This window comes from Streptomyces sp. NPDC059679, assembly GCF_042734105.1.
Lineage (GTDB): Bacteria > Actinomycetota > Actinomycetes > Streptomycetales > Streptomycetaceae > Streptomyces.
The window spans coordinates 127,750-151,287 of sequence record NZ_JBHWES010000013.1 but is presented as its reverse complement, the minus strand read 5'-3'; the positions used below and the strand labels follow the sequence as shown (position 1 = coordinate 151,287).

23 protein-coding genes and 2 pseudogenes are annotated in these 23,538 nt (G+C 72.0%); 10 read left to right on the top strand and 15 right to left on the bottom strand.

Annotated elements, in window-relative coordinates; all coding sequences use genetic code 11:
• Window positions 1–43 precede the first annotated feature (43 nt).
• Window positions 44–487: a subtilase-type protease inhibitor gene (locus ACFV2X_RS17210; protein WP_385616962.1), complete on the bottom strand. Its 444-nt coding sequence runs from the start codon at window positions 485–487 to the stop codon at window positions 44–46.
• Window positions 488–746: 259 nt separating this feature from the next.
• Window positions 747–2,039, bottom strand: coding sequence for a LuxR C-terminal-related transcriptional regulator (locus tag ACFV2X_RS17205; protein WP_385616960.1), 1,293 nt, complete (start codon window positions 2,037–2,039; stop codon window positions 747–749).
• Window positions 2,040–2,195: 156 nt separating this feature from the next.
• Here ACFV2X_RS17205 and ACFV2X_RS17200 point away from each other — a divergent pair, with 156 nt between their 5' ends.
• Together ACFV2X_RS17200 and ACFV2X_RS17195 are read left to right on the top strand one after the other, a co-directional pair.
• Complete coding sequence (locus tag ACFV2X_RS17200) at window positions 2,196–3,101, top strand: NADP-dependent oxidoreductase (RefSeq protein ID WP_385617036.1); 906 nt, start codon at window positions 2,196–2,198, stop codon at window positions 3,099–3,101.
• 72 nt (window positions 3,102–3,173) lie between these two features.
• Window positions 3,174–3,654: pseudogene (locus ACFV2X_RS17195) on the top strand (phosphotransferase); the annotation flags it as partial.
• A gap of 683 nt (window positions 3,655–4,337) precedes the next feature.
• On the opposite strand, the gene ACFV2X_RS17190 reads toward ACFV2X_RS17195, so the two are convergent.
• The 3 genes from ACFV2X_RS17190 to ACFV2X_RS17180 form a co-directional block, all read right to left on the bottom strand.
• Window positions 4,338–4,466 (bottom strand): hypothetical protein, encoded by a 129-nt coding sequence (locus ACFV2X_RS17190; RefSeq protein WP_385616958.1) that lies wholly within the window; start codon window positions 4,464–4,466, stop codon window positions 4,338–4,340.
• Window positions 4,467–4,484: 18 nt separating this feature from the next.
• Entirely contained in the window at window positions 4,485–5,333 is an 849-nt protein-coding gene (locus ACFV2X_RS17185) for an SDR family oxidoreductase (protein ID WP_385616957.1), read from the bottom strand.
• 150 nt (window positions 5,334–5,483) lie between these two features.
• Complete coding sequence (locus ACFV2X_RS17180) at window positions 5,484–6,365, bottom strand: SDR family oxidoreductase (protein ID WP_385616955.1); 882 nt, start codon at window positions 6,363–6,365, stop codon at window positions 5,484–5,486.
• Between the two features lie 88 nt (window positions 6,366–6,453).
• On the opposite strand from ACFV2X_RS17180, the gene ACFV2X_RS17175 reads away from it, so the two are divergent.
• The gene (locus tag ACFV2X_RS17175; RefSeq protein WP_385616953.1) at window positions 6,454–7,032 is read left to right on the top strand and encodes a TetR/AcrR family transcriptional regulator; all 579 of its coding nucleotides are present in this window, start codon (window positions 6,454–6,456) and stop codon (window positions 7,030–7,032) included.
• A 92-nt stretch (window positions 7,033–7,124) separates the two neighbouring features.
• Here the strand turns inward: ACFV2X_RS17175 and ACFV2X_RS17170 are convergent.
• A pseudogene (locus ACFV2X_RS17170) lies at window positions 7,125–7,259 on the bottom strand (Tn3 family transposase); the annotation flags it as partial.
• Window positions 7,260–7,486: 227 nt separating this feature from the next.
• Between ACFV2X_RS17170 and ACFV2X_RS17165 the strand changes: the two are divergent.
• On the top strand, window positions 7,487–11,224 hold the full coding sequence (locus ACFV2X_RS17165) for a DNA polymerase III subunit alpha (protein WP_385616951.1): 3,738 nt from the start codon (window positions 7,487–7,489) through the stop codon (window positions 11,222–11,224).
• Window positions 11,221–12,342 (top strand): hypothetical protein, encoded by a 1,122-nt coding sequence (locus tag ACFV2X_RS17160; protein ID WP_385616949.1) that lies wholly within the window; start codon window positions 11,221–11,223, stop codon window positions 12,340–12,342. The genes ACFV2X_RS17165 and ACFV2X_RS17160 overlap by 4 nt, the downstream gene beginning before the upstream one ends.
• A 139-nt stretch (window positions 12,343–12,481) precedes the next feature.
• Here the strand turns inward: ACFV2X_RS17160 and ACFV2X_RS17155 are convergent, their stop codons facing one another.
• Entirely contained in the window at window positions 12,482–13,111 is a 630-nt protein-coding gene (locus tag ACFV2X_RS17155) for a pyridoxamine 5'-phosphate oxidase family protein (protein ID WP_385616947.1), read from the bottom strand.
• A 233-nt stretch (window positions 13,112–13,344) separates the two neighbouring features.
• On the opposite strand from ACFV2X_RS17155, the gene ACFV2X_RS17150 reads away from it, so the two are divergent.
• On the top strand, window positions 13,345–14,229 hold the full coding sequence (locus ACFV2X_RS17150; RefSeq protein ID WP_385616945.1) for an esterase/lipase family protein: 885 nt from the start codon (window positions 13,345–13,347) through the stop codon (window positions 14,227–14,229).
• 114 nt (window positions 14,230–14,343) lie between these two features.
• Here ACFV2X_RS17150 and ACFV2X_RS17145 read toward each other — a convergent pair whose 3' ends face one another.
• The 3 genes from ACFV2X_RS17145 to ACFV2X_RS17135 form a co-directional block, all read right to left on the bottom strand.
• Window positions 14,344–14,952 carry a TetR/AcrR family transcriptional regulator gene (locus ACFV2X_RS17145; RefSeq protein WP_385617034.1) on the bottom strand — a complete coding sequence of 203 codons (609 nt, stop codon included), beginning with the start codon at window positions 14,950–14,952 and terminating at the stop codon, window positions 14,344–14,346.
• 226 nt (window positions 14,953–15,178) lie between these two features.
• Complete coding sequence (locus ACFV2X_RS17140) at window positions 15,179–16,066, bottom strand: alpha/beta fold hydrolase (protein WP_385616943.1); 888 nt, start codon at window positions 16,064–16,066, stop codon at window positions 15,179–15,181.
• 100 nt (window positions 16,067–16,166) lie between these two features.
• The gene (locus ACFV2X_RS17135; protein WP_385616941.1) at window positions 16,167–16,673 is read right to left on the bottom strand and encodes a MarR family winged helix-turn-helix transcriptional regulator; all 507 of its coding nucleotides are present in this window, start codon (window positions 16,671–16,673) and stop codon (window positions 16,167–16,169) included.
• A 66-nt stretch (window positions 16,674–16,739) separates the two neighbouring features.
• Between ACFV2X_RS17135 and ACFV2X_RS17130 the strand changes: the two genes are divergently transcribed.
• A complete protein-coding gene (locus ACFV2X_RS17130; protein ID WP_385616939.1) occupies window positions 16,740–17,162 on the top strand; it encodes a MarR family winged helix-turn-helix transcriptional regulator in 423 nt (140 codons plus the stop codon).
• A gap of 37 nt (window positions 17,163–17,199) precedes the next feature.
• Window positions 17,200–17,334, top strand: a complete 135-nt coding sequence (locus ACFV2X_RS17125; protein WP_385616937.1) for a hypothetical protein — start codon at window positions 17,200–17,202, stop codon at window positions 17,332–17,334.
• Window positions 17,335–17,435: 101 nt separating this feature from the next.
• On the opposite strand, the gene ACFV2X_RS17120 is transcribed toward ACFV2X_RS17125, so the two are convergent.
• A complete protein-coding gene (locus ACFV2X_RS17120; RefSeq protein WP_089513347.1) occupies window positions 17,436–17,852 on the bottom strand; it encodes an organic hydroperoxide resistance protein in 417 nt (138 codons plus the stop codon).
• A gap of 105 nt (window positions 17,853–17,957) precedes the next feature.
• Between ACFV2X_RS17120 and ACFV2X_RS17115 the strand changes: the two genes are divergently transcribed.
• Window positions 17,958–18,494 (top strand): MarR family winged helix-turn-helix transcriptional regulator, encoded by a 537-nt coding sequence (locus ACFV2X_RS17115; RefSeq protein ID WP_385616935.1) that lies wholly within the window; start codon window positions 17,958–17,960, stop codon window positions 18,492–18,494.
• Window positions 18,495–18,502: 8 nt separating this feature from the next.
• Here the strand turns inward: ACFV2X_RS17115 and ACFV2X_RS17110 are convergent, their stop codons facing one another.
• Window positions 18,503–19,825 carry an APC family permease gene (locus ACFV2X_RS17110; RefSeq protein WP_385616933.1) on the bottom strand — a complete coding sequence of 441 codons (1,323 nt, stop codon included), beginning with the start codon at window positions 19,823–19,825 and terminating at the stop codon, window positions 18,503–18,505.
• A gap of 80 nt (window positions 19,826–19,905) precedes the next feature.
• On the opposite strand from ACFV2X_RS17110, the gene ACFV2X_RS17105 reads away from it, so the two are divergent.
• Window positions 19,906–20,361, top strand: coding sequence for an Lrp/AsnC family transcriptional regulator (locus tag ACFV2X_RS17105; RefSeq protein WP_089513265.1), 456 nt, complete (start codon window positions 19,906–19,908; stop codon window positions 20,359–20,361).
• Here the strand turns inward: ACFV2X_RS17105 and ACFV2X_RS17100 are convergent.
• The 3 genes from ACFV2X_RS17100 to ACFV2X_RS17090 all read right to left on the bottom strand — a co-directional run bounded on the left by ACFV2X_RS17100 (window position 20,278) and on the right by ACFV2X_RS17090 (window position 23,451).
• Window positions 20,278–22,659 carry an MMPL family transporter gene (locus ACFV2X_RS17100; protein WP_385616932.1) on the bottom strand — a complete coding sequence of 794 codons (2,382 nt, stop codon included), beginning with the start codon at window positions 22,657–22,659 and terminating at the stop codon, window positions 20,278–20,280. The two genes, ACFV2X_RS17105 and ACFV2X_RS17100, sit on opposite strands and share 84 nt — an antisense overlap.
• A 148-nt stretch (window positions 22,660–22,807) precedes the next feature.
• Window positions 22,808–23,077, bottom strand: coding sequence for a hypothetical protein (locus tag ACFV2X_RS17095; RefSeq protein ID WP_385616930.1), 270 nt, complete (start codon window positions 23,075–23,077; stop codon window positions 22,808–22,810).
• Complete coding sequence (locus ACFV2X_RS17090) at window positions 23,077–23,451, bottom strand: ArsR/SmtB family transcription factor (RefSeq protein ID WP_385616928.1); 375 nt, start codon at window positions 23,449–23,451, stop codon at window positions 23,077–23,079. Before ACFV2X_RS17090 ends, ACFV2X_RS17095 begins: the two co-directional genes overlap by 1 nt.
• Window positions 23,452–23,538 lie beyond the last annotated feature (87 nt).

Below are 23,538 nucleotides of genomic sequence, written 5' to 3'. Positions count from 1 at the left end.
GCTCAGCTGCTCAGGGCGCTCAGGCGCTCAGGCGCTCAGGCGCTCAGAAGTCGAACACCTGGCTCCGGACGTTGTTCTTGAGGCAGGGGTTCGGGAAGGTGTGCTCGTACCAGACCCGGCGGCCCTCCCAGACCCCCTCGGCGGTGACGGTGACCGGGCGCCACTCCTTCGTACAGGCTCGACCGTGCTCCGTTCTGGCCGTCAGCGTCCCGAACTCCCCGTCGACCGCACGCAGTTCGGCGCAGGCTCGATCGGGCGTCGGGTGGGTGCCGGTCGAGGTGGGGCGACAGCTCAGCGTCACCGCGCGCCGCACCGCGGCCGAGCCCGCGTCCTCCCCCTCTCCATAGCTGAGCACCAGCGCCGAGGGCGGGTACAGACTCCTCGGCTGCGCGGGCGCGGCGCTCGCCACGCCGCCTGCTCCTGTCCCCACCACGCTGCTCAAGATCAAGGCGGCGCCCAGAGCGATCGCCCCTGCGGTTTTCCGCATTTCGAACACTCCCTTGCTCGTGGTTGCAGATACCGGACGGAGTCTTACGCGATGCGTGTCAGGAACGCATGTCGATCGAGCACTTCCGGTCGCAACACGTAATCATTCGGTGGCTCATTGTTGCGTGAGGAAAGCGCGTTCCCCGGGAGCACGCGGCGGCGACCTGGCCGGGACCGCACGGCGACGGTCCGGCCTCAGCCGGACCGGCTCGACCGGAATGCGCCCGAGGCTGCGCCGGTTGGGGGAGCGGCGGAGCGGTTCAGGAGCCGTTCACACCCCATGCATGGGCGAGCGCGGCGGCCTCGCCGCGTGAGGCGACACCCAGCTTGTCCAGGATGTTCGCCACATGGAACTTCACCGTCGACTCGCTGATGTGCAGTTCCTGCGCGATATGCCGGTTGCGCCGGCCCTGGGCCAGGTGCCCCAGCACCTCCAGCTCCCGCGCCCCCAGCGCCTCCAGCGGATCCGCGCGGGCCGGCTGCGGCGGCCCCAGCGGCACGGTCGCCGTCACCGTGGTGCCCCACTCCGGGACCGCGTCCACGTCCACGTGTCCGCCCAGCGCCGCCAGCCGCTCGCCGACCCGGCGCGCGTCCAGTGCGGTCCGGCTCAGGACGCCGGGCCCGTCGTCCCGTACGGTGGCGCGCAGCTCGCGCGCACCGACCTTCCAGGCGACATGGACGCGCCGCACCGGCTGCCGTCCGCCGTCCTGGCCGTGCCCCTGCTCGTCGAGCATGGTGTGCACCACGGCCCGCACCGTCGCGCGCGCCGCGTTGGCCACATCGGCGGGCAGCCGCAGGTCCGCGCCCTCCTCCGTACCGGGCGGGCCCAGGTCCAGCCGTACGTTCAGACCGCGCAGCGCCGACCGCAGCGACTCGGCGAGCCGGGCGAAGGCGTCACCGGCCGGTTCCTCCACCAGCGCCTGGTCGCGGTCGGACCCGGCGCGCAGCTCGACCAGTGCGGCGCCGGCCAGGTCGACCGCCCGGGCCCGGGCAGTCGGGTCGTCCAGGTCGCGGCTGCGCAAGACGCCGAGCAGAGCGGTGAGGGTGGCGCCGTGCGCATCGACCAGCTCGGCGATGGCCGCGGCCCGCGCCGCGGCCGCCGCCCGCGACTGTACCAGCGGCCCCGGCACGGCCTCCGAGGCCATCCGCTCCCGGTGCGCGGTGACCAGGTCCCACAGGGCGCGCGCCGTCCTCAGGTGCTCGGCCGGAACGGGGCTCTCCGCGGTCCCGACGAGGACGAGCAGCGCACCTCGCGCGGTGACGTCGCTGTGCAGGGCCAGGACGGGCACCTCGACGCCGCCCATCCGGGCCCGCCCCTGCCAGCTTCCCTCGCCAAGCGCGTGGGGGAGCAGGGCGGCCACCTCGGCGGTGGTGATGGGCGCTCCGGGGTCGCCGGGCGGATTCACGTACGTCTTGAACGGCGAGTGCGGGCAGTTGCTGGACAACTCGGCCACCGCACCGTGCGGAATCGCCTCGACGAGCGCGGCGGACAGGCGAGGCAGGATCTCGCCGAGGGGTACCCGGATCACATCGACTGCGGTGGTGAGGTCCATGTGGGCCAGCGTAAACAGCGCTGTCCGCGCCCCGCCTGACCTTTCGGCCAGGTCGAACCGGCCGAAGGGCGGGGCGGGACGGAGCGCGTCCCGGCCGAGGATGGAGCCGTTGGATCAACCCCGATGTGTACCCATATGAAGCTTGGAGTGAGAGTCATGAAGGCGATCGCCTACGAGGAGTACGGCGGCCCCGAGGTGCTGCGGCTGGGGGACATGGCGGAGCCGCACCCGGGCCCCGGGCAGGTCCGGCTGAGGGTCGTGGCCGCGGCCGTGAACCCCCTCGACTACAAGATCCGCCGTGGCTGGATGCCCCAGATGGGCCCCGCCGAGTTCCCGGCGATCCCCGGCCTGGAGGCGTCCGGGATCGTCGACGAGGTCGGCCCCGATGTGACCGGCCTGTCCGTGGGCGACGAGGTGCTGGGCTGGACCGACACCGGGGCCTACGCCGCGTACGCCCTGGCCACCGTCGTCGCCCCCAAACCGGCCGACCTCGACTGGGAGTCTGCCGCCGCGCTCCCCGTGGCCGCCGAGACCTCGGCGCGCGTCCTCGACCTCCTCCAGCTGACGGACGGCGAGACCTTGCTGCTGCACGGGGCCGCCGGCGCGGTCGGCGGAGTCGGCGTCCAACTCGCCGTGGCCCGGGGCGCCACCGTCATCGGCACCGCCTCGCCCGCCAACCACGACTATCTGCGCTCGCTCGGCGCCATCCCCGTCGCCTACGGCGAAGGCCTCGCCGACCGGGTCCGCGCCGTCGCCCCGCGCGGCGTCGACGCCGTCTACGACGCCGCCGGGCAGGGGGCGCTGCCCGTCTCCATCGAGCTGCGCGGCGGTACGACCGACCGCATCGTCACCATCGCCGACATGGAGGCCGCGGATCTCGGCGTCACCTTCTCCGCGGGCGACGCCCTCTCCGCCGAGGCCCTCGCCGGCCACGCCCGCCTCGCCGCCGCGGGCCAGCTGCGGGTGCCCATCGCCCAGAGCTACCCGCTCGCCGACGCGGCCAAGGCCCACGAACAGAGCGAAACCGGCCACACCCGCGGCAAGCTCATCCTGCGGCCTTAGCGGACTGGCCGACTCGGAGCCGATCCGCCGATAGCGTGCTCGTCATGACGGCGGAGGCGGAAGACGGCACCCTTCGATGGCGTTCCCACCCCGGTCCGGCTCACCGCCGACGGCCGCGAACAGCTGATCTTCGTCCCCGGCGATGTGGCCCTGCCGCCGTTTCCGCGCTGGGCGCTGACGCCGGCCGCCCTGGCGCCGGTGGGGAGCCTGCTGCGGCGGCTGCACGAGGCATGTGCGGCCGTCGGGGTGGACGGTCGCGCCGAGTGGCCCCGGGATCTGGCCGATCCGGAAGGTCCGGGGCGCGGAACGATCGTGTGCCATAACGATGTGTGCCCGGAGAACGTCGTGTTCCGTGACGGCCGTCCCGCCACCCTGATCGATTTCGACTTCGCGGCCCCGGGCCGCCCCATCTGGGACGTCGCCATGACGGCCCGTTACTGGGTGCCCATGATCGATCCCGCGTCCGCGACCGCTGGAACGAGCCGAACTGCCCGGGGCCATCGAGCAGGCCACCGAGACCTGCCGGGTCTTCGTTGCCAACCGGGTGGCCGACCGGCCGGAGGAACTAACGCGTGTTCGGCGCACCGTGCGGGCCCACCTCCAGATATGGAGGCTCGACGAGCTGATCGACGACACCCTGGAGATCGTCACCGAGCTTCTGGTCAACGTGTACAGGCATGCGGGCGGGGAGGCCGTTCGTCATCGAGGAGGTCGCCCACGTACCCGCTGAGTGGATCGCGGTGCTGTCCGGCCCCAATCTCGCCAAGGATCAGGGGCTCTCGACGCGCTGGGAAGTTCGACGCGTAGAGCGCGATGCCGAAGTAACGGACGAGCACCGCTGGACGGCATGCTCCGTCCGCCGGGTGCGGGCTTCGTCTCGCGCCTCCGGCGCAAGGCGGCCAGCATGCCGCGGAGCGGTAGATGCCGGTCCGGTTCGAGGCCTCCCCCACCCCTTCTTAAAAGAATGCTTGCTCTACATCAAGCGTTTTTCTGAGAGGGGGTGGGGAAGGGCCGCAACCGGACTGCGCTCCCGCGCTCGGCGCGACGCCACCGGGAAGGGAGCCGGGGCTGCTTCCTATCGCCGCAGCCCGCCGGGCCGCCGGACGGCGACGGCGGCGCACCTCCCCTCCCCCTTCCCGCTGCTGGCTGCTGTGTGCGCCGGAGGCGTGAGGCGATGCCCGCACCCGCCGGAGCCGAATGCCGTCCAGCGGCGCTCAGGCTCCGTACCGGCACGGCTCAGCAGGCGCCCGCGACGGCGCGGTAGACCTCGACCAGCTCGTCGGCGGTGGCGGCCCGCTCCCGACACGCCTCCGTACGGTCCCTGGAGCGACACGCCTCACGACCGGCCGGGGTCGCCACCGACACCGCAGGTCAACGACAAGCTCAGCGGAAGTCGTCGGAGTGGTCGACGGCCCACTGGGCGTAGGTGTGCGCCGGCGTGCCGGTGATCTTTTCGGCGATGACGGAGGTCAGGACCGGGACGCCGTCGGCGGCGGCCCACTGACTCACGATTGCCTCGGCCACGACCGGAGGCATTGTTCTGCCCACTTCCGCGCGAGCCTGCTCGTCGGAGACGTGTTCGATCCGGATGCGGCGGCCGAGGGCATCGCCGATGTACTCGACCTGCCGTTGCAGGGTCAGGGACTCGGCTCCGTAGATGGTGTATGCCTGGTGCGAGTGGCCCGGTTCGGTCAGGGCGGTCACCGCAAGCGCCGCGATGTCCTTCTCGTGCACCGGTGCCGACTGCGCGAGCGGATAGGGAAGACGGACGACGTTGTCCGTGCGGATCGATTCGGCCCACCAGGTGCGGGTGTTGGTCGCGAATGTCCCCGGCCTGAGGAACGTCCAGTCCACGCCGGACCGTTGGATGGCCTGCTCGATCGTGCGGTTCAGGCGGGGGACCGGGTGGTCGGCGTCGGGGTTCAGGACCGACACCGACGAGAGCAGAACCACCTGCCGGATCCCCGCGGCTGTGGCCGCCGCGGCGACCTTCTCGATGTCGTAGGGCTTCCGGGGGTCGAGCATTCCGTAAAGGAACACCTTGTCGGCACCGTCGAGCGCTGCGGGCAGCGTCTCGGGACGCTCCAGGTCGGCGGCGACTGCTTCCCACCCGGGCGTCAAGCCCGCGGCTGGGGTCCTGCTGACTGCTCTGACCTGCTCACCGGCGGCCAGCAGGCCATCGGCCACGTGACGACCGACGTTACCGCGAGCGCCGAAGACAACTGCCACCATGACGGGACCTCCTGTTGGTTGTGGACGTGAATGGCTGCACAGTCGGCGATGCCGTGGAGACCCGCTTTCACCACGGACATGTCGACAGTGCGGGACGTGTTGCTGCCACGCGGGTGGCGGTCCGGCGTCAGCGGGCCTCCCGGTCGCCGGTCAGGGCTGGATGTTCTCCAGGTCATCCAGGAGGCTGGGGTGCTTCGGCTCCCAGCCGAGGGTCTGCCGGGTGTGGGCGCTGGACGAGGGCTGGTCGTTCGCGAAGATCGGGCCGAGAGGGCCGTACGTCTGCGACGGCACCGGCTCGACCGGCAGGCCCAGCCGTCGGCCGATGACCGCGGCGATGTCCCGCACCTGGTCTCCCTCGTCGGCCACGGCGTGCCAGAAGGTACCGGCTTCCGCCTGTTCCAGGGCGAGCCGGAAGAGGACTGCCGCGTCGAGCGCGTGGACGGCCGGCCAGCGCTGTGTGCCGTCGCCCGGGTAGCCGGACACTCCGGTCCGGCGCGCGATGTCGGTCAGCAAGCCGGCGAACCCGCCCGCGCCGTTGTTGTGGACCGTGCGCGGCAGGCGTACGGCCGTGCTCCGGACCCCGCGCGAGGCAAGGCCCAGGACCGCCGTGACCGCGCGACCGCGACCACCGACCGGCCCGTCGGTCGGCACCGGGTCGGCCTCGGTGGAGACACGGCCCGGCACCCAGGGCGTACCCGAGACGGTCACGAAGGGGCGGTCGCTGCCGACGAGTTCCCCGCCGAGGGTCGCGAGGGCGGCACTCTCCTCGGCCACATTCTTCGCGAGGTCCTCGGGGCTGCTGAAGTCATTGCCGAATGCCAGGTGGATCACCCCGTCGGCCTGAGCGACGCCGGCACGAAGGACGTCCAGATCGGCGAGGGCTCCCCGGAGCGGCTCGACGCCGGCCGCCTCGGCAGCGAGCGCGGACGCGTCGGAACGGGCGAGCGCGAGGACGGTGTGGCCGCCCGCGAGCAGTTCGGCGACGACGGCGGACCCGATCAGACCGGTCCCGCCGGTGACGAAGACGCGCATGGAAACCCTCCCGAAAGTGATGGGACTCTTGTCCCGTCACACGCTACCAGGGTGACGGGACAAGAGTCCCATCACATATGCTGGCCCCATGGGTAGGTGGGAACCAGGCGCACGCGAACGCCTCGTCGTGGCCGCAGTCGACCTGTTCACCGAGCAGGGGTACGACGCCACGACGGTCGCGCAGATCGCCGAGCGCGCCGGGGTTACCAAGAGCACCTTCTTCCGGCACTTCCCCGACAAGCGCGAGCTGCTGGTGGCCGGACAGGAGACGCTGAGCCGGCTGCTGGCCGAGGGGATCGCTGAGGCGCCCGGTGACGCCAGCCCGCTCGAGGTGGTCGCTGCCGGTCTTGAGCGCGCGTCGAGCGCGATGGGCCCCATGAATCGCGAGCTCGCCCCGCGCCTGAAGGCGGCCGTCGCCGCCAGCGTTGAGCTTCAAGAGCGTGACGCCCTCAAGACCGTCGGCCTCGCGGCCGCGATGACGACCGCCCTGGTCGCCCGCGGCCTGCCCGATCCGACCGCGGCCCTCGCGAGCGAGCTGGGCGTCCTCGCCTTCAAGCGCGGGTTCGCCGAATGGTCCGAGGGCGACCGTGACGGCAAGGATGATCTCGCCGGGTACGTCCTGGTGGCCCTGGACGAGCTGCGTACGGTGAGCGCATCGCTGGGCTGATCGGGCAGATCCACCCGCTCATCGGCTGGTTGCGCATCGACCCATCGCTCGTCAGTAGTTGACCACCGAGCTGCGGGCCGGGAGATGTGTGCCAGGACCTCGGCGTCCACCTCGCGGCCGGCGCCGCGCGGTTCGCCGACGGCCTGGCCCATGTACTCGGTGTGCCAGCAGGTGACCGCGTTGGTCGCGACGGTCAGGCACCACGCCTGCTCGTTCTGCTGCTCGGGCTGGCGCCGGGCGCCAGCCCGTCTGGACCCCTATACCGCCATGCGCTATGGGGGTTATGGGGCTTTTAGTCCCTTATGGTGAAGGGGAGAGATGTTATTCCCGCAGGTCACGCGGGAGGCGGGTCGTTTCGCACGAGTGTTCGAGAATTGGTTTAAGGTGGGGCGAGGGGCTGCGCCGCGTGGCGGGCAGGGACGGCAGGGGGTGCGACAAGCGGCAGGAGGTGTGGATGCCAGGGTTCACGCATCTGCACACCGCCTCCGGGTTCTCCATGCGGTACGGAGCCGTCCACCCGGAGCGGCTGGCCCAGTGCGCCGCCGAGCGCGGTATGGACGCGATAGCGCTGACCGACCGCGACAGCCTCGCCGGGGCGGTCCGGTTCGCCAAGGCGGGCGCGGCCGCGGGGGTGCGGCCTCTCTTCGGGGTGGACCTTGCCGTACAGGCGCGGGCCCCGGAGCCGGGGCGTACGGTCCGCCGGCGCACGCCGGTGCGCGGCGGGGCGTTCATCGATGAGTCCGCGCCCCGCGCGGTCTTCCTGGCGCGGGGCGGCGCGGCCGGCTGGGCCGCGCTGTGCGGACTGGTCTCCGCCGCCCATGCGGGAACGCATGCGGGCGGCACCGGGCAGCCCCTGCTGCACTGGGAAGACCTCGAAAGCGGCGGCGGCGCCACCGCCCTCGCCCCGCTGACCGTGCTCCTCGGCCCGGACTCCGACGTCGGCCGGGCCCTGGCCGCCGGGCGGCCCGACCGGGCCGAGCACCTGATCGCCCCCTGGCGCGAACTGTTCGGCGACGCGCTGCGCCTGGAGGCCGTGTGGCACGGCCGCACCGGCACCGGCCCCGGTTCGCTGCGGCTCGCCGCCCGTACCGTCGGCTTCGCCGCCGACCAGGGTGTACGGGCCGTGCTGAGCAACGCCGTACGGTACGCCGACCTGGGGCAGGGCCCGGTCGCCGACGTACTGGACGCCGCCCGCAGGCTGGTGCCGATCGACCCGCGCGACCCCGCGGCGCTCGACAGCGGTGAGCGCTGGCTCAAGGGCCCGCGGGACATGGCGCGGATCGCCGAGAAGATCGCGGAGGCCGCGGGGTGGCGGCAGGACGCCGCGTACCGGCTGCTCGAGGAGACCGGGCGCACCGCCGCCGCATGCCTCGTCGACCCCGAGGACCACATCGGCCTCGGCAGCATCCACTTCCCCGAGCCGCATCTGGTCGGGGCCGGGCACCGGAGCGCCGAGCGGGTGCTGCGCTCGCGCTGCGCCGCCGCCATGGTGCTGCGCGGCTACGATCGCGACCACGAGCGGTGGGGGCGGCTCGAGGACGAACTGCGCACCATCGAGCGGCTGGGTTTCGCCTCGTACTTCCTCACCGTCGCCCAGGTCGTCGACGACACCCGGGCGCTCGGCATCCGGGTGGCCGCCCGTGGCTCCGGCGCCGGCTCCTTCGTCAACCACCTGCTCGGCATCGCGCACGCCGACCCCGTCGCGAACGGCCTGCTGATGGAGCGGTTCCTGTCGGTGCGGCGGGCCGCACTGCCCGATATCGACATCGACGTGGAGTCCGCGCGCCGTCTGGAGGTCTACCGCACGATCTTCGACCGCTTCGGGGCGGAGCGGGTCGCGACCGTCTCGATGCCCGAGACCTACCGGGTGCGCCACGCGGTACGGGACGTGGGCGCGGCCCTCGGTATGGACCCGGCCGAGGTGGACCGGCTCGCCAAGTCCTTCCCGCACATCCGCGCCCGCGACGCCCGCGCGGCGCTCGCCGAACTGCCCGAGCTGAGCGCGGTCGCGGCCGAGCAGAAACGTTACGGCAGGCTCTGGGAGCTGGTCGAGGCGCTGGACGGGCTGCCCCGCGGCATCGCCATGCACCCGTGTGGAGTGCTGCTCTCCGACGCCGGGCTGCGGGCCCGTACGCCCATCGTGCCCACCAGCGGCGAGGGCTTCCCCATGTCGCAGTTCGACAAGGACGACGTCGAGGACCTGGGGCTGCTCAAGCTCGATGTCCTCGGAGTGCGGATGCAGTCCTCGATGGCGCACGCGGCCGCGGAGGTGGCGCGGGTCACGGGCCGCCCGCTGGACCTCGACGACCCCGAGGTGGTGCGGCCGAACGACCCGGCGACCTACGGCCTGATCCGCTCCACCGAGACGCTGGGCTGCTTCCAGATCGAATCGCCCGGCCAGCGCGACCTCCTCGGCCGGCTGCAGCCCACCTCCTTCCACGACCTCGTGGTCGACATCTCGCTCTTCAGGCCGGGCCCGGTCGCGGCCGACATGGTGCGCCCCTTCATCGAGGCGCGGCACGGCCGCAAACCGCCGCGCTATCCGCATCCGGACCTGGAGGACGCGCTGCGCGAGACGTACGGCGTGGTCGTCTTCCATGAGCAGATCATCAAGATCCTGTCGATCATGACGGGCTGTGAACGGGACCTCGCCGACGAGGCGCGGCGCGCGCTGTCCGACCCCGAGCGGCAGGGGCGGGTACGGGCCTGGTTCCACGCGGAGGCGGCGAACCGCGGCTACCGGCCGGAGGTGCTGGTGCGCACCTGGGAGATCGTCGAGGCGTTCGGGTCGTACGGCTTCTGCAAGGCGCACGCCGTGGCCTTCGCGGTGCCGACGTACCAGTCCGCCTGGCTCAAGGCGCACCACCCGGCGGCCTTCTACGCCGGGGTGCTCACCCACGACCCCGGGATGTACCCGAAGCGGCTGCTGCTGGCGGACGCGCGGCGGCGCGGGGTGCCGATTCTGCCGCTGGATGTGAACCGGTCGGGCGCGGATTATCGAATCGAACTGGTGTCTGGTGATGGGATGTCAGCAGCCGGGGCGGCGGGTACGGGGCCCATGGGCGTGAGCTCTACAGGCGAGGGTCCCAGGGGTGCGGGCTCCGCGAGTGCGGGTTCCACGGGCGCCAGGTCCACCCGTGCGGGCTCTACGGGCGCGGGCTTCACGGCCCCCGGCTCCGCGGGCGCGGGCTTCGGGGTACGGCTCGCGCTGAGTGATGTGCACGGCATCAGTGAGGCCGAGACCGAGCGGATCGAGTCCGGGCAGCCGTACTCCTCGCTCCAGGACCTGTGGCGGCGCGCCCACCCCGGGCGGCCGGTCGCCGAACGGCTCGCCCAGGTCGGCGCGTTGGACGCCTTCGGCACCAGCCGCCGCGATCTGCTGCTGCAGATCGCCGAACTGCACCGGCAGCAGCGGGGCGCCCGGCGCGACGGCACCGGCGAGGGTCAACTCCCGCTGGCCGAGACCGCGCCGCCCGCCCCCGCCGGGCTGCCCGACCTGAACCCGGAGGAACGCCTCGGCGCCGAGCTCGGCATCCTCGGCATGGACGTCTCGCGCCACCTCATGGGCGACCACCGGGCGTTCCTGGAGGAGCTGGGCGCGGTCCCGGCGAAGCGGCTGCGCGATGCGCGGCACGGCGAGACCGTGCTGGTCGCCGGGGCCAAGGCCGCCACCCAGACCCCGCCGATCCGCTCGGGGCGGCGCGTCATCTTCACCACGCTCGACGACGGCACGGGGCTGGTCGACTGCGCCTTCTTCGACGACAGCCACGCCGCGTGCGCGCACACCGTCTTCCACTCCTGGCTGCTGCTGGTGCGCGGCGTGGTCCAGCGGCGCGGGCCGCGCAGCCTCAGCGTCGTCGGCTCGGCGGTCTGGAACCTCGCCGAGCTGGCCGAACTCCGGCGCGAGGGCGGCCTGGAGGCAGTCGCCGCCGAACTCGCGGGTGCGGGTGCGGGTGCGGGTGCGGGTGCGGGTCGGGCGGAGCCCGAGCCCGGTGTCCCCGCCGACGCGGACGCCGAAGCCGGGAGCGAGGCCGGGAACGAAGCCGGGAGCGGGACCGGCGGCGACTCCGGGCGCCGCATCCACCTGCCCACCGGTTACGCCATGCACCCGTGGGCCGACCTCCAGCCCGCGGGCGAACAGGCCGCCACCGGCCGCAAGCTGTGGCATTCCAGCCCAGGGAGCGCGGGATGACTCCCCAACCGACCCATGAGGCCCATGAGCAACCGCATGTGCTGTACGTGCGCTTCCACCCCGCCGAGGGAACGGCGGGGACGGCCCCCGACACGCCCGGCCGAGGCGCCGGTCGAGGTCCTGGCTCTGGTCCTGGCCCCGGTCCCGGCCGTCGTGGCCCCGGCCGTCCCGGACCCGTTCTCGGCGCGGACACCTACGAGGGCCTGCTCGCCCTGCTCACCGAGGTGACCCCCGTCGTTGAGGCGGTGCCGCCCGACGCCGCGCTCGCCGATGTCGCCGGCGCGCTGCGCTACTTCGACCGGGACGCGGCCGGACTGGCGGAGATCGTACGGGTCCGGGCGCTGGCCCGGTACGGCGTCGACTGCACCGTCGGCGTCGCCGCCAACCCGCTGCTCGCCCGCATGGCCGCACAGGACGCCGGCGCGGTCCGTACCGTCCCCGACGACCCGGACGCGGTCGCCGCCTTCCTCGCGGACAAGCCCCCCACCGCCCTGCCCGGCGTCGGCCAGGCGACCGCCCGCACCCTGTGCTCGTACGGTCTCGACAGCGCCGCCCGGATCGCCGCCGTGCCGCTGCCCACCCTGCGCCGGATCCTCGGCCCGGCCACCGCCCGCCGGGTGCACGACTGGGCGCGCGGGATTGACCCCGTCCCCGTCACCCCGAACGCCCCGGCCCGCTCCATCGCCGCCGAACACCGCTTCGGCCACGACGAGCTGGACCCGGAACGCAGATGCCGCGCGCTGCTCACCCTCGCGGACCGGCTCGGCTCCCGGCTGCGCACCAGCGGACAGGTCGCCCGCGCCCTCACGCTCACCGTCCGCTACGCCGACCGCTCCACGACCACCCGCAGCCGGACCCTGGCCGAACCGACGGCCCACACCCCGGCGCTGATCGCCACCGCGTACGCCCTGCACGCCGCGCTCGGCCTGCAGCGGGCCCGGGTGCGGTCCATCGCGCTGCGCGCCGAGGGGCTGGCCGCCGCCGAACTGGCCTCCCACCAGCTGACCTTCGACCCCGCGGACGACAAGGCCCGCCGTATCGAGGCCGCCGTCGACCGGGCACGGGCCCGCTTCGGCGAGCGGGCGGTGCGCCCGGCCGGGGGATTCGACATCTGGTGACCGAAGCGTCCCTGTGAACGAAGCGCCCTTTGACCTGTCCCGGGCGCCTGATGTGTGCTGGCCGCCTTAGCCGCCTTAGCCGCCTTAGCCGCCTTAGCCGCCTTAGCCGCCCTGGGCGTTCCGGCCGTCCGGGCCCGCCTCAGCTGTAAAGCCGCTCCGCGTACTTCGGGCCGTAGTGCTCCTCCAGCGTCTCCAGGGGGACGTCCGGGGCTTCGAGCGCCTTGCATATCCGGGGCCTGGACGGCAGCTCGTCCGGGCGCCAGGTCTCCGGCTTCCAGAGCTCCGAGCGCAGAAACGCCTTGGCGCAGTGGTGGAAGACCTCTTCGATCTCGACGAGGAGAGCGAGCCGCGGGCGGTTGCCCTTGACCACCATGTCGTCGAAGAACGGGGCGTCACGCAGCAGCCGCGCCCGGCCGTTGATCCGGAGCGTGTCACTGCGCCCGGGCAGCAGATAGATCAGCCCGACGTGAGGATTGGCGAGCACATTGCGAAAGCCGTCCATCCGCTTGTTGCCGGGGCGGTCCGGGATCGCGATGGTCGTGTCGTCGAGCACGAGCGTGAACCCCGCGGGGTCGCCCTTGGGGGAGACATCGCACCGCCCCTGGGCGTCCGAGGTGGCGATCAGGCAGAACGGCGACCGGGCCAGCCACTCCCGGTCCAACTCATGCAGCGCGGGACGGGACTTGTTGGCCGCCTGCTGCTTGGGCTCGCCGACCAGCTCCCGCAACTCGGCCTCGGACGAGACCTCCACCAGGTCTGTTGTGCTCATCAGCGTCCCCCCGTCGTCCTTGAGATCACGTGCTGCCGACTCTACGCCACCCCTCTGACAGGGCCGTGTTCCTGGACGTTGGGTGAGGGGTGGGTGAGGTTTTCTTCACCTACGGATGGCTGGATGGCTTTGCTACTGGCGCGTAATTTAAGGCCGACACACCACCCCTGTGATCCGGATCGCAGAGCGCACGGTCCTGCGCAACCCTCCCCCACCAGCGAGGAGTCCATGTGATGTCGCACTGGAGGCGTATCCGCTCGCTCCGCAGGTCACTGCCCGCCCTGGCCCTGGCGGTCGCGGCGGTCACGGCGGCCATGGCGCCGGTCGCCGCGAGCGCCGCGCCCGACGAAACCGCCGCCGGTCAGAGCGCGACGAGCAGCGGTTGGAACGACTATTCGTGCAAGCCGTCCGCCCAGCACCCCCGCCCCGTCGTCCTGGTGCACGGCACCCTCGGCAACTCGGTCGACAACTGGCTCGGTTTCGCCCCGTACCTGGTCGACCGCGGCTACTGCGTCTTCTCCCTCGACTACGGCCAGCTGCCCGGCGTGCCCATCTTCTACGGCCTCGGCCCGATCGCCGATTCGGCGAAGCAGCTGTCCGCGTACGTCGACCGGGTGCGCACCGCCACCGGGGCCGCCAAGGTCGACATCGTCGGCCACTCCCAGGGCGGGATGATGCCCCGCTACTACCTGAAGTTCCTCGGCGGCGCGGCCAAGGTCAACGCCCTGGTCGGCCTGGCCCCCACCAACCACGGGACCACCCTGTCCGGGCTCACCAAGCTGCTCGACTACTTCCCGGGCGCGGCCGATGTGCTCGCCAAGCACACGCCCGGTCTGACGGACCAGGTGGTCGGGTCGGCATTCCTCATCCGGCTCAACGAGGGCGGCGACACCGTACCCGGCGTGCGCTACACCGTCATCTCCACCAAGTACGACGAGGTCGCCACGCCCTACCGCGCGCAGTTCCTGACCGGTTCCGACGTCAAGAACGTCGTGGTCCAGGATCTGTGCCCGAGCGATCTGTCGGAGCATGTCACGATCGCCATGACCGACCGGGTCGCCTTCCACGAGGCGGTCAACGCCCTCGATCCGGAACACGCCACCCCCACGACCTGCTGACGCCCCGCCCCGTCCCGTTTCTTCGCTCAACCGCCACGGCGCCCCGGCCCTCCGGTGCGCCGTGCGCGTCGTGCGCGTCGTTCAAAGGGCAGTCCGCCTGCTTCGAACGCCCTCTCAGGCGGGCGGCCACTGCCGCAGGGCCATGTCGGCCACCATTTGGAGGTCGTCGCGGGTGGCGCCGCCGGCGGCCTGAACGGCGATGCCGTTGCTCACGGTCATGAGGTATCGGGCGAGCAGGCCGGGATCGGTCCCTGCCGGCAGATCGCCCTCGTCGACGGCCCGCTGAAACCGCTCCTGCAGGAGCGAGGTGGCGTTGTTGCGCCACGCCGCCAACGTGTCCCGGGCACCGCGACCGGGCTCGCCCGCCGCCAGGGAGCCTTGGACGCCGAGGCATCCGGCGGGGGAGTCGGGGCGGGTGGTGGCCCGAACGGAGCCGGCGAGGAACGCGGCGGCCACCTGCCGCGCGGTCGGCTCCTCCATGGCCCGAGGGGCGTATGCGGCGGGGCCGTCGGTGTAGCGCTGCAGGGCCTTCTGAAACAGGTCTTCCTTGTTGCCGAAGGCGGCGTACATGCTGGTGCGGCTGATGCCCATGGCGTTGGTCAGGTCGGTGAGGCTGGCGCCCTCGTAGCCCTGGCTCCAGAAAACCCGCATGGCCTGTTCGAGCGCATCTTCGGCATCGAAGCCGCGTGGCCGGCCGATCGGCGCCTTCCGCTGAGTCTGCACAAATGAATCGTACCCCTCCGGTACCGAGCGGTGCAGATCTCTGCCGAGGCCAAGGTAGTGGGGCAGTGACTCCACCCAGCAGCCGATGATCTGGGCGACGATGCCGGCGACGATGAACTCGGTGGTGCCCATCAGGAACGTGCCGAGCTCAACAGTCAGACGACGAACGGAAGCTTGGCGGATTGCCTCGCGGAAGAAGACATCAGTGCCCCGGCATGGTTTGGGATTACGCGAAGAAAGCGGTGAGTTCCCGCACGATGTCGTCGGGGCGTTCCTCAGCGAGATAGTGCCCCGCCCCTTTCAGCTCGACGTAGCGTGCGTCCGCCGCCAATCCCTCCATCTGCGCGAGAAGGAGCTCGTAGTACTTGCCGCCGATTCCGAGCAGAGGCATGGTCAGTGCCGGGTAGCCCTTCAGATCGGCTATGTCCTGCTGAAAGGTCTGGTACCAGCCGTTTCCGCCGCGGATCGCATCCGGTGTGTTGTACGCGGCGGCGTAAATGGCCCGGGCCTCCTCGCTGAAGGCTTTGGGGTCCCCGCCCTGGAAGTCGATCAGCCAGTCGACGATGAACCGGAACCGCCCCTCGAGGAGCTGCTCGGGAAGCTGGTTGAGCTGGTTGAACGCGAACCACCACGGTGCCGCTTGGCCTGGCTGGGGCAGTATGCGTATGTCGTTGAATACCTCGGTGGGATGCCCGGCCTCCCACAAAGCGACCTTCCGGGTCGCTTCGGGATGGTTGGCGGCGAAGCTGTAGGCCACCATCGACCCGATGTCCTCGCCTGCGATATGGGCCTGGCTGTGTCCGAGGGTGCGAAGCAGCTCGTAGATGTCCCGGGCCATGGTCTTCTTGTCGTACCCGTCCGCGGGCTTGTCGGAGTCGCCCATGCCGCGCAGGTCCGGGGCGATTACGCGGTAGTGCCGCGCCAGTGGCGGCATGATCTTGTGGAACTGGTACCAGGTGCATGGCCATCCGGGGAGCAGGACCAGGGGGTCCCCCTGGCCTCCGGTGACATAGTGCAGCCGTGTGCCGTTGACTTCAGCGAAGCGGCTTGTAAAGCCTTTCACCATTGGTGTCCTTGGTTTCTGGGCCTTCGGGGCGGCGGGTGCGGTGTCCATGGCCTCCCCCACTTGCGTACCGATCGATACGGATCGGCGCGCAGGGGACTGTAGCACTTCCGTACCGATCAGTGCGGAAAACCTTGATCCCCGGGGCCGTTCACCGCGGCGCCTGACCCCCGGTCCGGCCCCCGACCCTGCCGAGCGCGCCGACGAAGTCCGTGAGCAGCCGGGCGAATTCGGCACGGTCCGCTTCCGGCCACTCGGTCATCGCCTCCGCGAACACCGACCGCCGGAACCGCCGGACCTCGTCCGTCAGGGCGCGCCCCGCCTCGGTCATGACCAGCAGGGCGCGCCGCCCGTCTGCCTGATCCGCCTCCCGCCGCACCAGCCCGGCCTCGACCGCCCCCGCGACCAGCTTGCTGGCGCGGGGCTGGTCGACGGCCAGGGCGGCGGCGACGCCGGAGACGGTGGCGGGCGCGCCGCTCTGCTCCGCCGCCTCGATCGCGTCCAGTACGTCGAAGGCGGCGCCTTTCGCCGCCGAGCCCCTGGGGGAGTCCTGGTCTTCCCCGCCGGCGAGCCGCGCCAGTGAACGCCTGCTCTGGCTGCGCCGGATGGCGACCATGGCCCGCTCGATGTCGTCCACGGGTTCTCTGTTGTCGGCCATCACGGCTCCATGCATAATCAAGAACAACTAGTTGCTATTTTACATGCATCTCTGGAGGCGAAGGCGATGAAGCGGATCGGATACTGGCTCAAGCACTTGGACGGCCTGATCGAGGCCGACTTCGAGCGCATCCTGAGCGACAGCGGCCTCGTCCGGCGCCACTGGCAGGTTCTGAACACCCTGTCGACGGGCCCGAAACCCCTCGGTGAACTCGCCGAGGCGCTACGCCCCTTCTGGGGCGAGGGCGCGATCACGCTCGACGAGGTCCTGGACGGTCTGGGCCGCCGGGGCTGGGTTGTCCAGGAGGGCGCCGAGGGCCCGTATGCGCTCACCTCGCTCGGCGCCGAAGGTCACGCCGCGGTGGCCGAACGGATCGGGGAGGCCCGGCGGCGGATCATCGAGGGGGTGTCGGACGAGGAGTACCTCGCCACGGTGGGCGTGCTCCGCCGCATGGCGGAGAACATCGAGGGGGCGGCGCGGGCCGCATAACGTACGAAGGCGCCACCTCGGCCGTCGACGCTCTCGGGTGAGCGCCGGCGACATGGAGGTGGCCGGGCGGGCTCAGGGCGGGACTGTGGTGCTGCGCGCCGCCGGACGGGGGCCGCGGGGCGCGGCCCGCTTCGAGGCGATGTTCGCCGCCGCCCGCCGCGGACCTCGCTGATACGTATCTGCCTCGAGTGGCGCCGCGGCGTCGCACCTGGAACGCCCCCGTGCCCTTGCGGACGGGGGCGTCCGCGTTGGCGCCCGGACTGACGCCTACGGCTACTCGGCGATCAGCTCGACGGCGATGTTGCCCCGGGTCGCCTTCGAGTACGGGCACACCTGGTGCGCCTGCTCGACCAGGCTGCGGCCGGTCTCGCCCTCAAGCTCCTCGGGCAGCTCGACGCGCAGGGTGACCTTCAGCCCGAAGCCGCCGTCCGACTCGTCCTTGCCGATGCCGACCTCGGCGGTGACGGAGATGTCCTTGGTGTCGACCTTCGCCTGGCGGCCGACCAGTCCGAGCGCGCTGGCGAAGCAGGCCGCGTAGCCCGCGGCGAACAGCTGCTCGGGGTTGGTGCCCTGGCCGCTTCCGCCCAGCTCCGGGGGCATGGCCAACGCCAGGTCGAGCTGCTTGTCGGAGCTCACCGCCCGGCCGTCGCGTCCGTTGGCCGTGGCCACCGCGGTGTAGAGCGCGTCCATGAAGACCATCCCTTTCGGATCCTGCGGCGCGCCGTCGTGCGCTCCGTCATGGCAGAAGTAGAGCACACAATTAAGTTGTGCACAACTAAGAGGTACCCTAGGCACATGCCACACCAGCCCGCGCCGGCCCCCGCCCCGGCCCCGAATCCGACAGAGACCGCAGCCGCCGACGATCTGCTCCGTCTGGACCTGCAGGTCTGCTTCGCCCTGCACGCCGCCTCGCGCGCCTTCGGCAGCGTCTACCGGCGGGTTCTGCGCGATATCGAGCTGACCTATCCGCAGTACCTGGTGATGCTGGTGCTGTGGGAGCACGGCGAGATGCCGGTCAAGAAGCTCGGGGAGTTCCTGCGCCTGGACTCGGGTACCCTCTCGCCGCTCCTCAAGCGCCTCCAGGCGGCGGGCTTCGTCCAGCGTGAGCGCAGCCTCCACGACGAGCGCTCGGTTTCGATCCGGCTGACGGCCGAGGGCGAGGCGCTGCGGGAGCCCGCCCGGGCCGTGCCGCTCCAGATCATCCAGGCCAGCGGCCTGGAGGCGGACGACGTGGTCGATCTGCGCGCCCGGCTGCAGCGGCTGACGGCGGCGCTCGACGCCGCGCAGGCGAGCGCGGTGGACGCGTCGGGCGCGTCGGGCACCGAGAGCTGAGCCGCCGGTCACCCCCGGGCGCGGCGCCGGTGGGCGACTGCCTGGAAGCAGAGCGCGGCGCCGGCCAGCGCCAGCGGGATCAGCAACAGCGGCCCGGAGAGGGCGAGGACGGTGGAGACGACGGCCGCGCTGCCAACCGCCGCCCACCACAGCGGAGTTCGGCGCGGAAGCAGCGCAAGCGCCGCCAGCAGCCCCGCCAGCGTGACCGCGGCGAGACAGGTCGAGGTGGCGCGCATCAGCCGGTCGAGGTCGGCCGCGCCCGTCGCGGCCACCGCCCCGACCGGGGCGCACGCACCGGCCAGTACGGCCAGGCTGCGCCGCGGCACCTCGCCGGGCCCACCGCCCCGGGTCAGCCACCGGGGCGCCGCGCCGTCACGGGCGAGGGCGGCGCCGAGCCGGGCCGCGCCCGCCAGGTAGGCGTTGACGGCGCCGAAGGTGAGGAACAGGGCCGCGACCGCGGCCACCGGCCGGGCCGCGCCGCCCAAGCTCCGCGCCAGCAGTTCGGTCAGCGGGGTGTCCGTGGTCGCGGCGGCGGGGCCGAGGGCGCCGACTGTCGCCAGCGAGAGCCCCAGGTACAGCACGGTGATCACGGCGAGGGTGAGCGCGGTGACCCGTGGCAGGTCCCGGCGCGGATCGGCGAACTCGGCGGACAGATGGCTGGCCGCCTCCCACCCCGCGAAGGCGAAGAAGAGCACCCCGGCCGCCGAGCCGACCGAACTCCAACCGCCTGGCATGAAGGGAGTGAAGTGCGCGGCGCGCAGATGCGGCACCGCCGCCAGGACCGCGGCCAGCAGCAGCGCCGCCAGCAGCCCCACGAGCAGCAGCTGCACCCGGCTGGACAGATGCAGCCCGCCGAGGTTCGCGGCGAAGGCCGCCGCCAGCACCAGCCCGGCCACGGCCGCCGTGCCCGTATCGCCCAGCCCCGCCGCGGCGGCGGTGTACTGGCCGCCGATCCAGGCGCCCGCGACCACCCCGACCGGCACCACCCCGAAGAACCACCACCCGACGATCGCCGCCGCCCGTGGCCCGAAGGCCCGGTGGACATACGTGGCCACCCCGCCCCCGTCGGGGAACCGCGCGCCGAGCGCGGCGAAGCAGGCGGCGATCGGGACGCTGGTCACCAGCAGCGCGGCCCAGGCCAGCACCGAGGCCGGACCGGCGGCAGCGGCGGCGAGCGCGGGCAGCGCGAGCACGCCGGGGCCGAGGAGGGCGCCCGCGTACAGCGCGGTGCCGCCGCCGAGACCGAGCCGGCGACCGCCGGAGCGGGCTGCTGGAGGAAAGGGACGCGGCGGACGTGAGGAAGGGGAAGTGCGAGTACGTTGTACGGTCACGGCTCGGGAAGTTAGTCGAAAAACTGATGAGCTGACCGGCTCACCGAACGAAATTCGGTGAGCCGGTCCGGAGAGGCCCCATGGACGAACTTGATACGGCGATCGTCCGCGAACTGCAGCGCGACGCACGGCAGACCAACCGCGATCTCGCCCGCACCCTCGGCATCGCCCCCTCCACCTGTCTGGAGCGGGTGCGCGGTCTGCGGGAGCGCGGGGTGATCACCGGCTATCGCGCGACGGTGGACCTGCGCGCCCTGAACCGTCCGGTGCAGGCGCTGCTCGCGGTCCGTATCCGGCCGCCGAGCCGGGAGGTCATCGAGGGTTTCAAGACCTATCTGATGACGCTCCCCGAGGTGCTGTCCGTGTATGTCGTCGCGGGCAGCGACGACTTCCTGGTCCATGTCGCGGTGCCGGACGTGGACCGGCTGCACGCCTTCCTGATGGACCGCTTCTCAGGGCGCCGGGAAGTGGTCGACTTCCGCAGCTCGATCATCTACCAGCATGTGGCGGGCGAGACGATCGCGCCCCTGGAGTGAGGTCTGCGGGAGTGCGGTCTGCGGGAGTGACGCCTGAGGGAACGACCTCCGCCCGAACAGCGTGATCGCGGCGGGCAGCAGCACCCCGCGCACCAGCGTCGCGTCGATGAGCACGGCCACCGCAAGTCCGACGCCCATCATCTTGTACTCGATCGCGGACAGCACGACGAAGACGCTGAAGGCCGCGGTCATGATGACGGCCGCGCTGGTGACCACGCCCGCACCGGACGCGACGCCCCCCACCACCGCCTCGCGCGTGGCCTCCCCGGCGAGCCGGCGCTCGCGGATCCGGCTGAGCACAAAGATGTGGTAGTCCATGCTCAGCCCGAAGAGGATGACGAACATGAACAGCGGCAGCCAGCCGACCACCCCGCCGTACGAGGTGAAGTCGAGCGCCGAACTCAGGTGGCCGCCCTGGAACACCCAGGTCAGCACCCCGTAAGCGGCGCCGATCGACAGCAGGTTCAGCACGATCGACATCAGCGCGACGGCCGGCGAGCGGAAGGCGACGACCAGCAGCACGAAGGCCAGCAGCAGCACGAAGGCGAAGACGTACGGGGTGCGGTCGGTGATCCGGTCGGTGAAGTCGTACGCGAAGGCCGTCTTGCCGCCGACCGCGTAGTCGATCCCGCCGTCGGTCTCGCTGTCAGCTCTGCCCGCCTCGCCCAGCGCGGCGGGCAGTGTCCGCTTACGCAGCGTCTCCAGCGCCCGGTTCGCCACGTCATCGGTGCCGAAGCTCGCCAGCGGCACCCGCACCACCAGCGCCCGGCCCACCCTGGTGGCCGAGATGGGCTCGTTCAGCACCCCGCCGCTCGCCGCGGCCCGCCGGTGCAGGCTCTCCACGGCCTTCCGCACCGCCGGGCTGTCCACGGCGCCCGGATCCCGCTTCCCCCAGATCACCACCGAAGCGGGGGACGGGGCGCCCGGGAACGCCTTCTGCATCCGGACCGCCGCGTCCACCGTCGGCACCTTCCGCGACAGGCTGTCGGTCACCGCCGCGTCCTGCAGGTGCATCCCCAGCGCGGGCAGCGCGACCACCAGCAGCGCCAACGCCGCCGAGCCGCCCCACACCAGCGGGCGCCGCACCACCGCGCGGGCCACCGCCCCCCAGACCCGGGACTGGTCCGCCGCGGTCCGGCGGCGGCCCACCCACGGGATCCGCGCCTTGTCCACCCGGTGCCCCAGCGCGGCCAGCAGGGCGGGCAGTACGGTCACCGAGCCGACCATCGCGACCCCGACCACCAGCACCGCGCCGGCCGTCAGCCCCTTGAAGTTGTCAAGACCCGTGAACAGCAGCCCGACCAGACACAGCATCACCGTCAGACCCGAGACCACCACCACCCGCCCCGAGGTGCGCGCCGTGATCCGCAGCGCCTCCGCGACATCGTGCCCGGCCGCGCGCTCCTCGCGTGCCCGGCGCAGATAGAACAGCGAGTAGTCGACGCCCACCGCCACGCCGATCAGCAGCACCATGGAGGACGTGGCGCTGTTCACCGGCACCCAGTGGGCGAGCACCTGGAGAAAGCCGAAGGTGGCGACGACCGTGGTGGCCGCCAGCAGCAGCGGGATCGCGGCGGCGATCAGCGAACCGAACACCACCAGCAGAATCACCACGGTGAGCGGAAGCGAGAAGAACTCCGCCCGCTTGAAGTCCCCCTTGATGCCCTCGTCCACCACACGCGACAGGCTCCTGTCGCCCGCCTGCGCGAGCCGTACCCGGGGGTGGCGGGCCTGTACGCTGTTCACCGCCTCGGTCGCGGCCTCGTAGTGCTCGGACCACTGCTCCTGGGCCCCCGCCATGGTGAAGGTGACCAGACCGGAGCGGCCGTCCTTCGACACCAGCCGGCTTCCGGCGCGCTCCAGCGGGGAGCGGACCGCGGTGACCGTGCCGGGGGTGCGGCGAAGCGTTGTGACCAGGTCCTGGGCGGCGCGGCGCAACTCCGGGTCCTCGGTGAAGCGCGTCGGTGTCGCGTCCTGCGTACGGGCCTGGACCAGGACGTTCTCCTGGGGCGGCGGATACTTCCGCTGCGCGTCCAGCACCCGGCCCGCGCGGCCGGACTCACCGGGGTCGGTGCTGTCCGCCGTATCGCCCGGCATGACCGCGCTCGCCAGGACCGCCACGGCCACCAGCGCGAACCAGCCCGCGATCGCCAGGGCCCGATGGCGGACGGACCACCCCGCGACCCGCTCCACCAGCGCGGCCCGCCCGGATGCCCCATCGGGGCTTCCGCCAGGGCCTCCGTCCGGGCTCCCGCCCGGTGCTTCGGCCCCCTGCCGTGACTTGCTTTTGCGCAGCATGAGCTGCTGTCCTTTCCACGAAGGGACGTATCCGTGAGAACTCGCCCATGGGCGAGGTGATGCTTCTTCCTTCACCTGGGCCGTCGAGTTGCCGCTCGACGGCCCAGGACCCGCGTCGTATGTCTTGATCGCCTGTTCGACGGTCTGCCTATTCGACGGTCTGGAGGATGCGCTCCAGCGAATCCATCCGGCCCTGCATCTCCGCCAGCCGCCCGCTGATCTCCTTCAGCCGCTCGTCCGTGGCCTGCTGCGCGGCGGTCGCGCTCTCGGCGAGCTTGCGGTACTCCAGCTCCCGCACCACCTGGACCTTCGCGCGCCGAGTCGCCGCGAACTGCCAGATGACCGTCGTGAGCACCGTGGTCACCAGGGCGAAGAGGCCGAAGGCCCCGACGACCTCGGTCCAGTCGTGTCCATCCATCACTTCGATCCCTTCGTCTTCTGCTCGTCCGGGCCGTCGCCCGGCGGGGTCAGCGTCCGCTCCGCGGCCTCGACGGTCTCCGGCGTCAGCTGGATCGCGAACCGGTTGACCTCGTAGAACTTCATGGCCTTGCCGTCCTCCGACACTTCGACCCGGGCCGTCACCAGCCCGGCCGCCTCCAACTTGCGCAGATGGACCTGGAGCAGCGCCCGGCTGATGCCCAGCGCGCGGGCCAGCTCGCTCACATACATGCGCTCCCGCGAGAGCGCGGCGACGACCCGCAGGCGGTGCGGATTGGCCAGCGTCGCCAGCACGCGCACCAGTTCGTCGCCGCTGAGATCGCGCGGCTCGCCGCTCGGCGCCGAGGTAGTCATAGCGAAACCCTGCACATGCCAAAAAAAGTTAGCACATGCCCAGGATGATTGAGACCGCCCTTGTCGGCAGCCCCGTTGCCCGTGGCA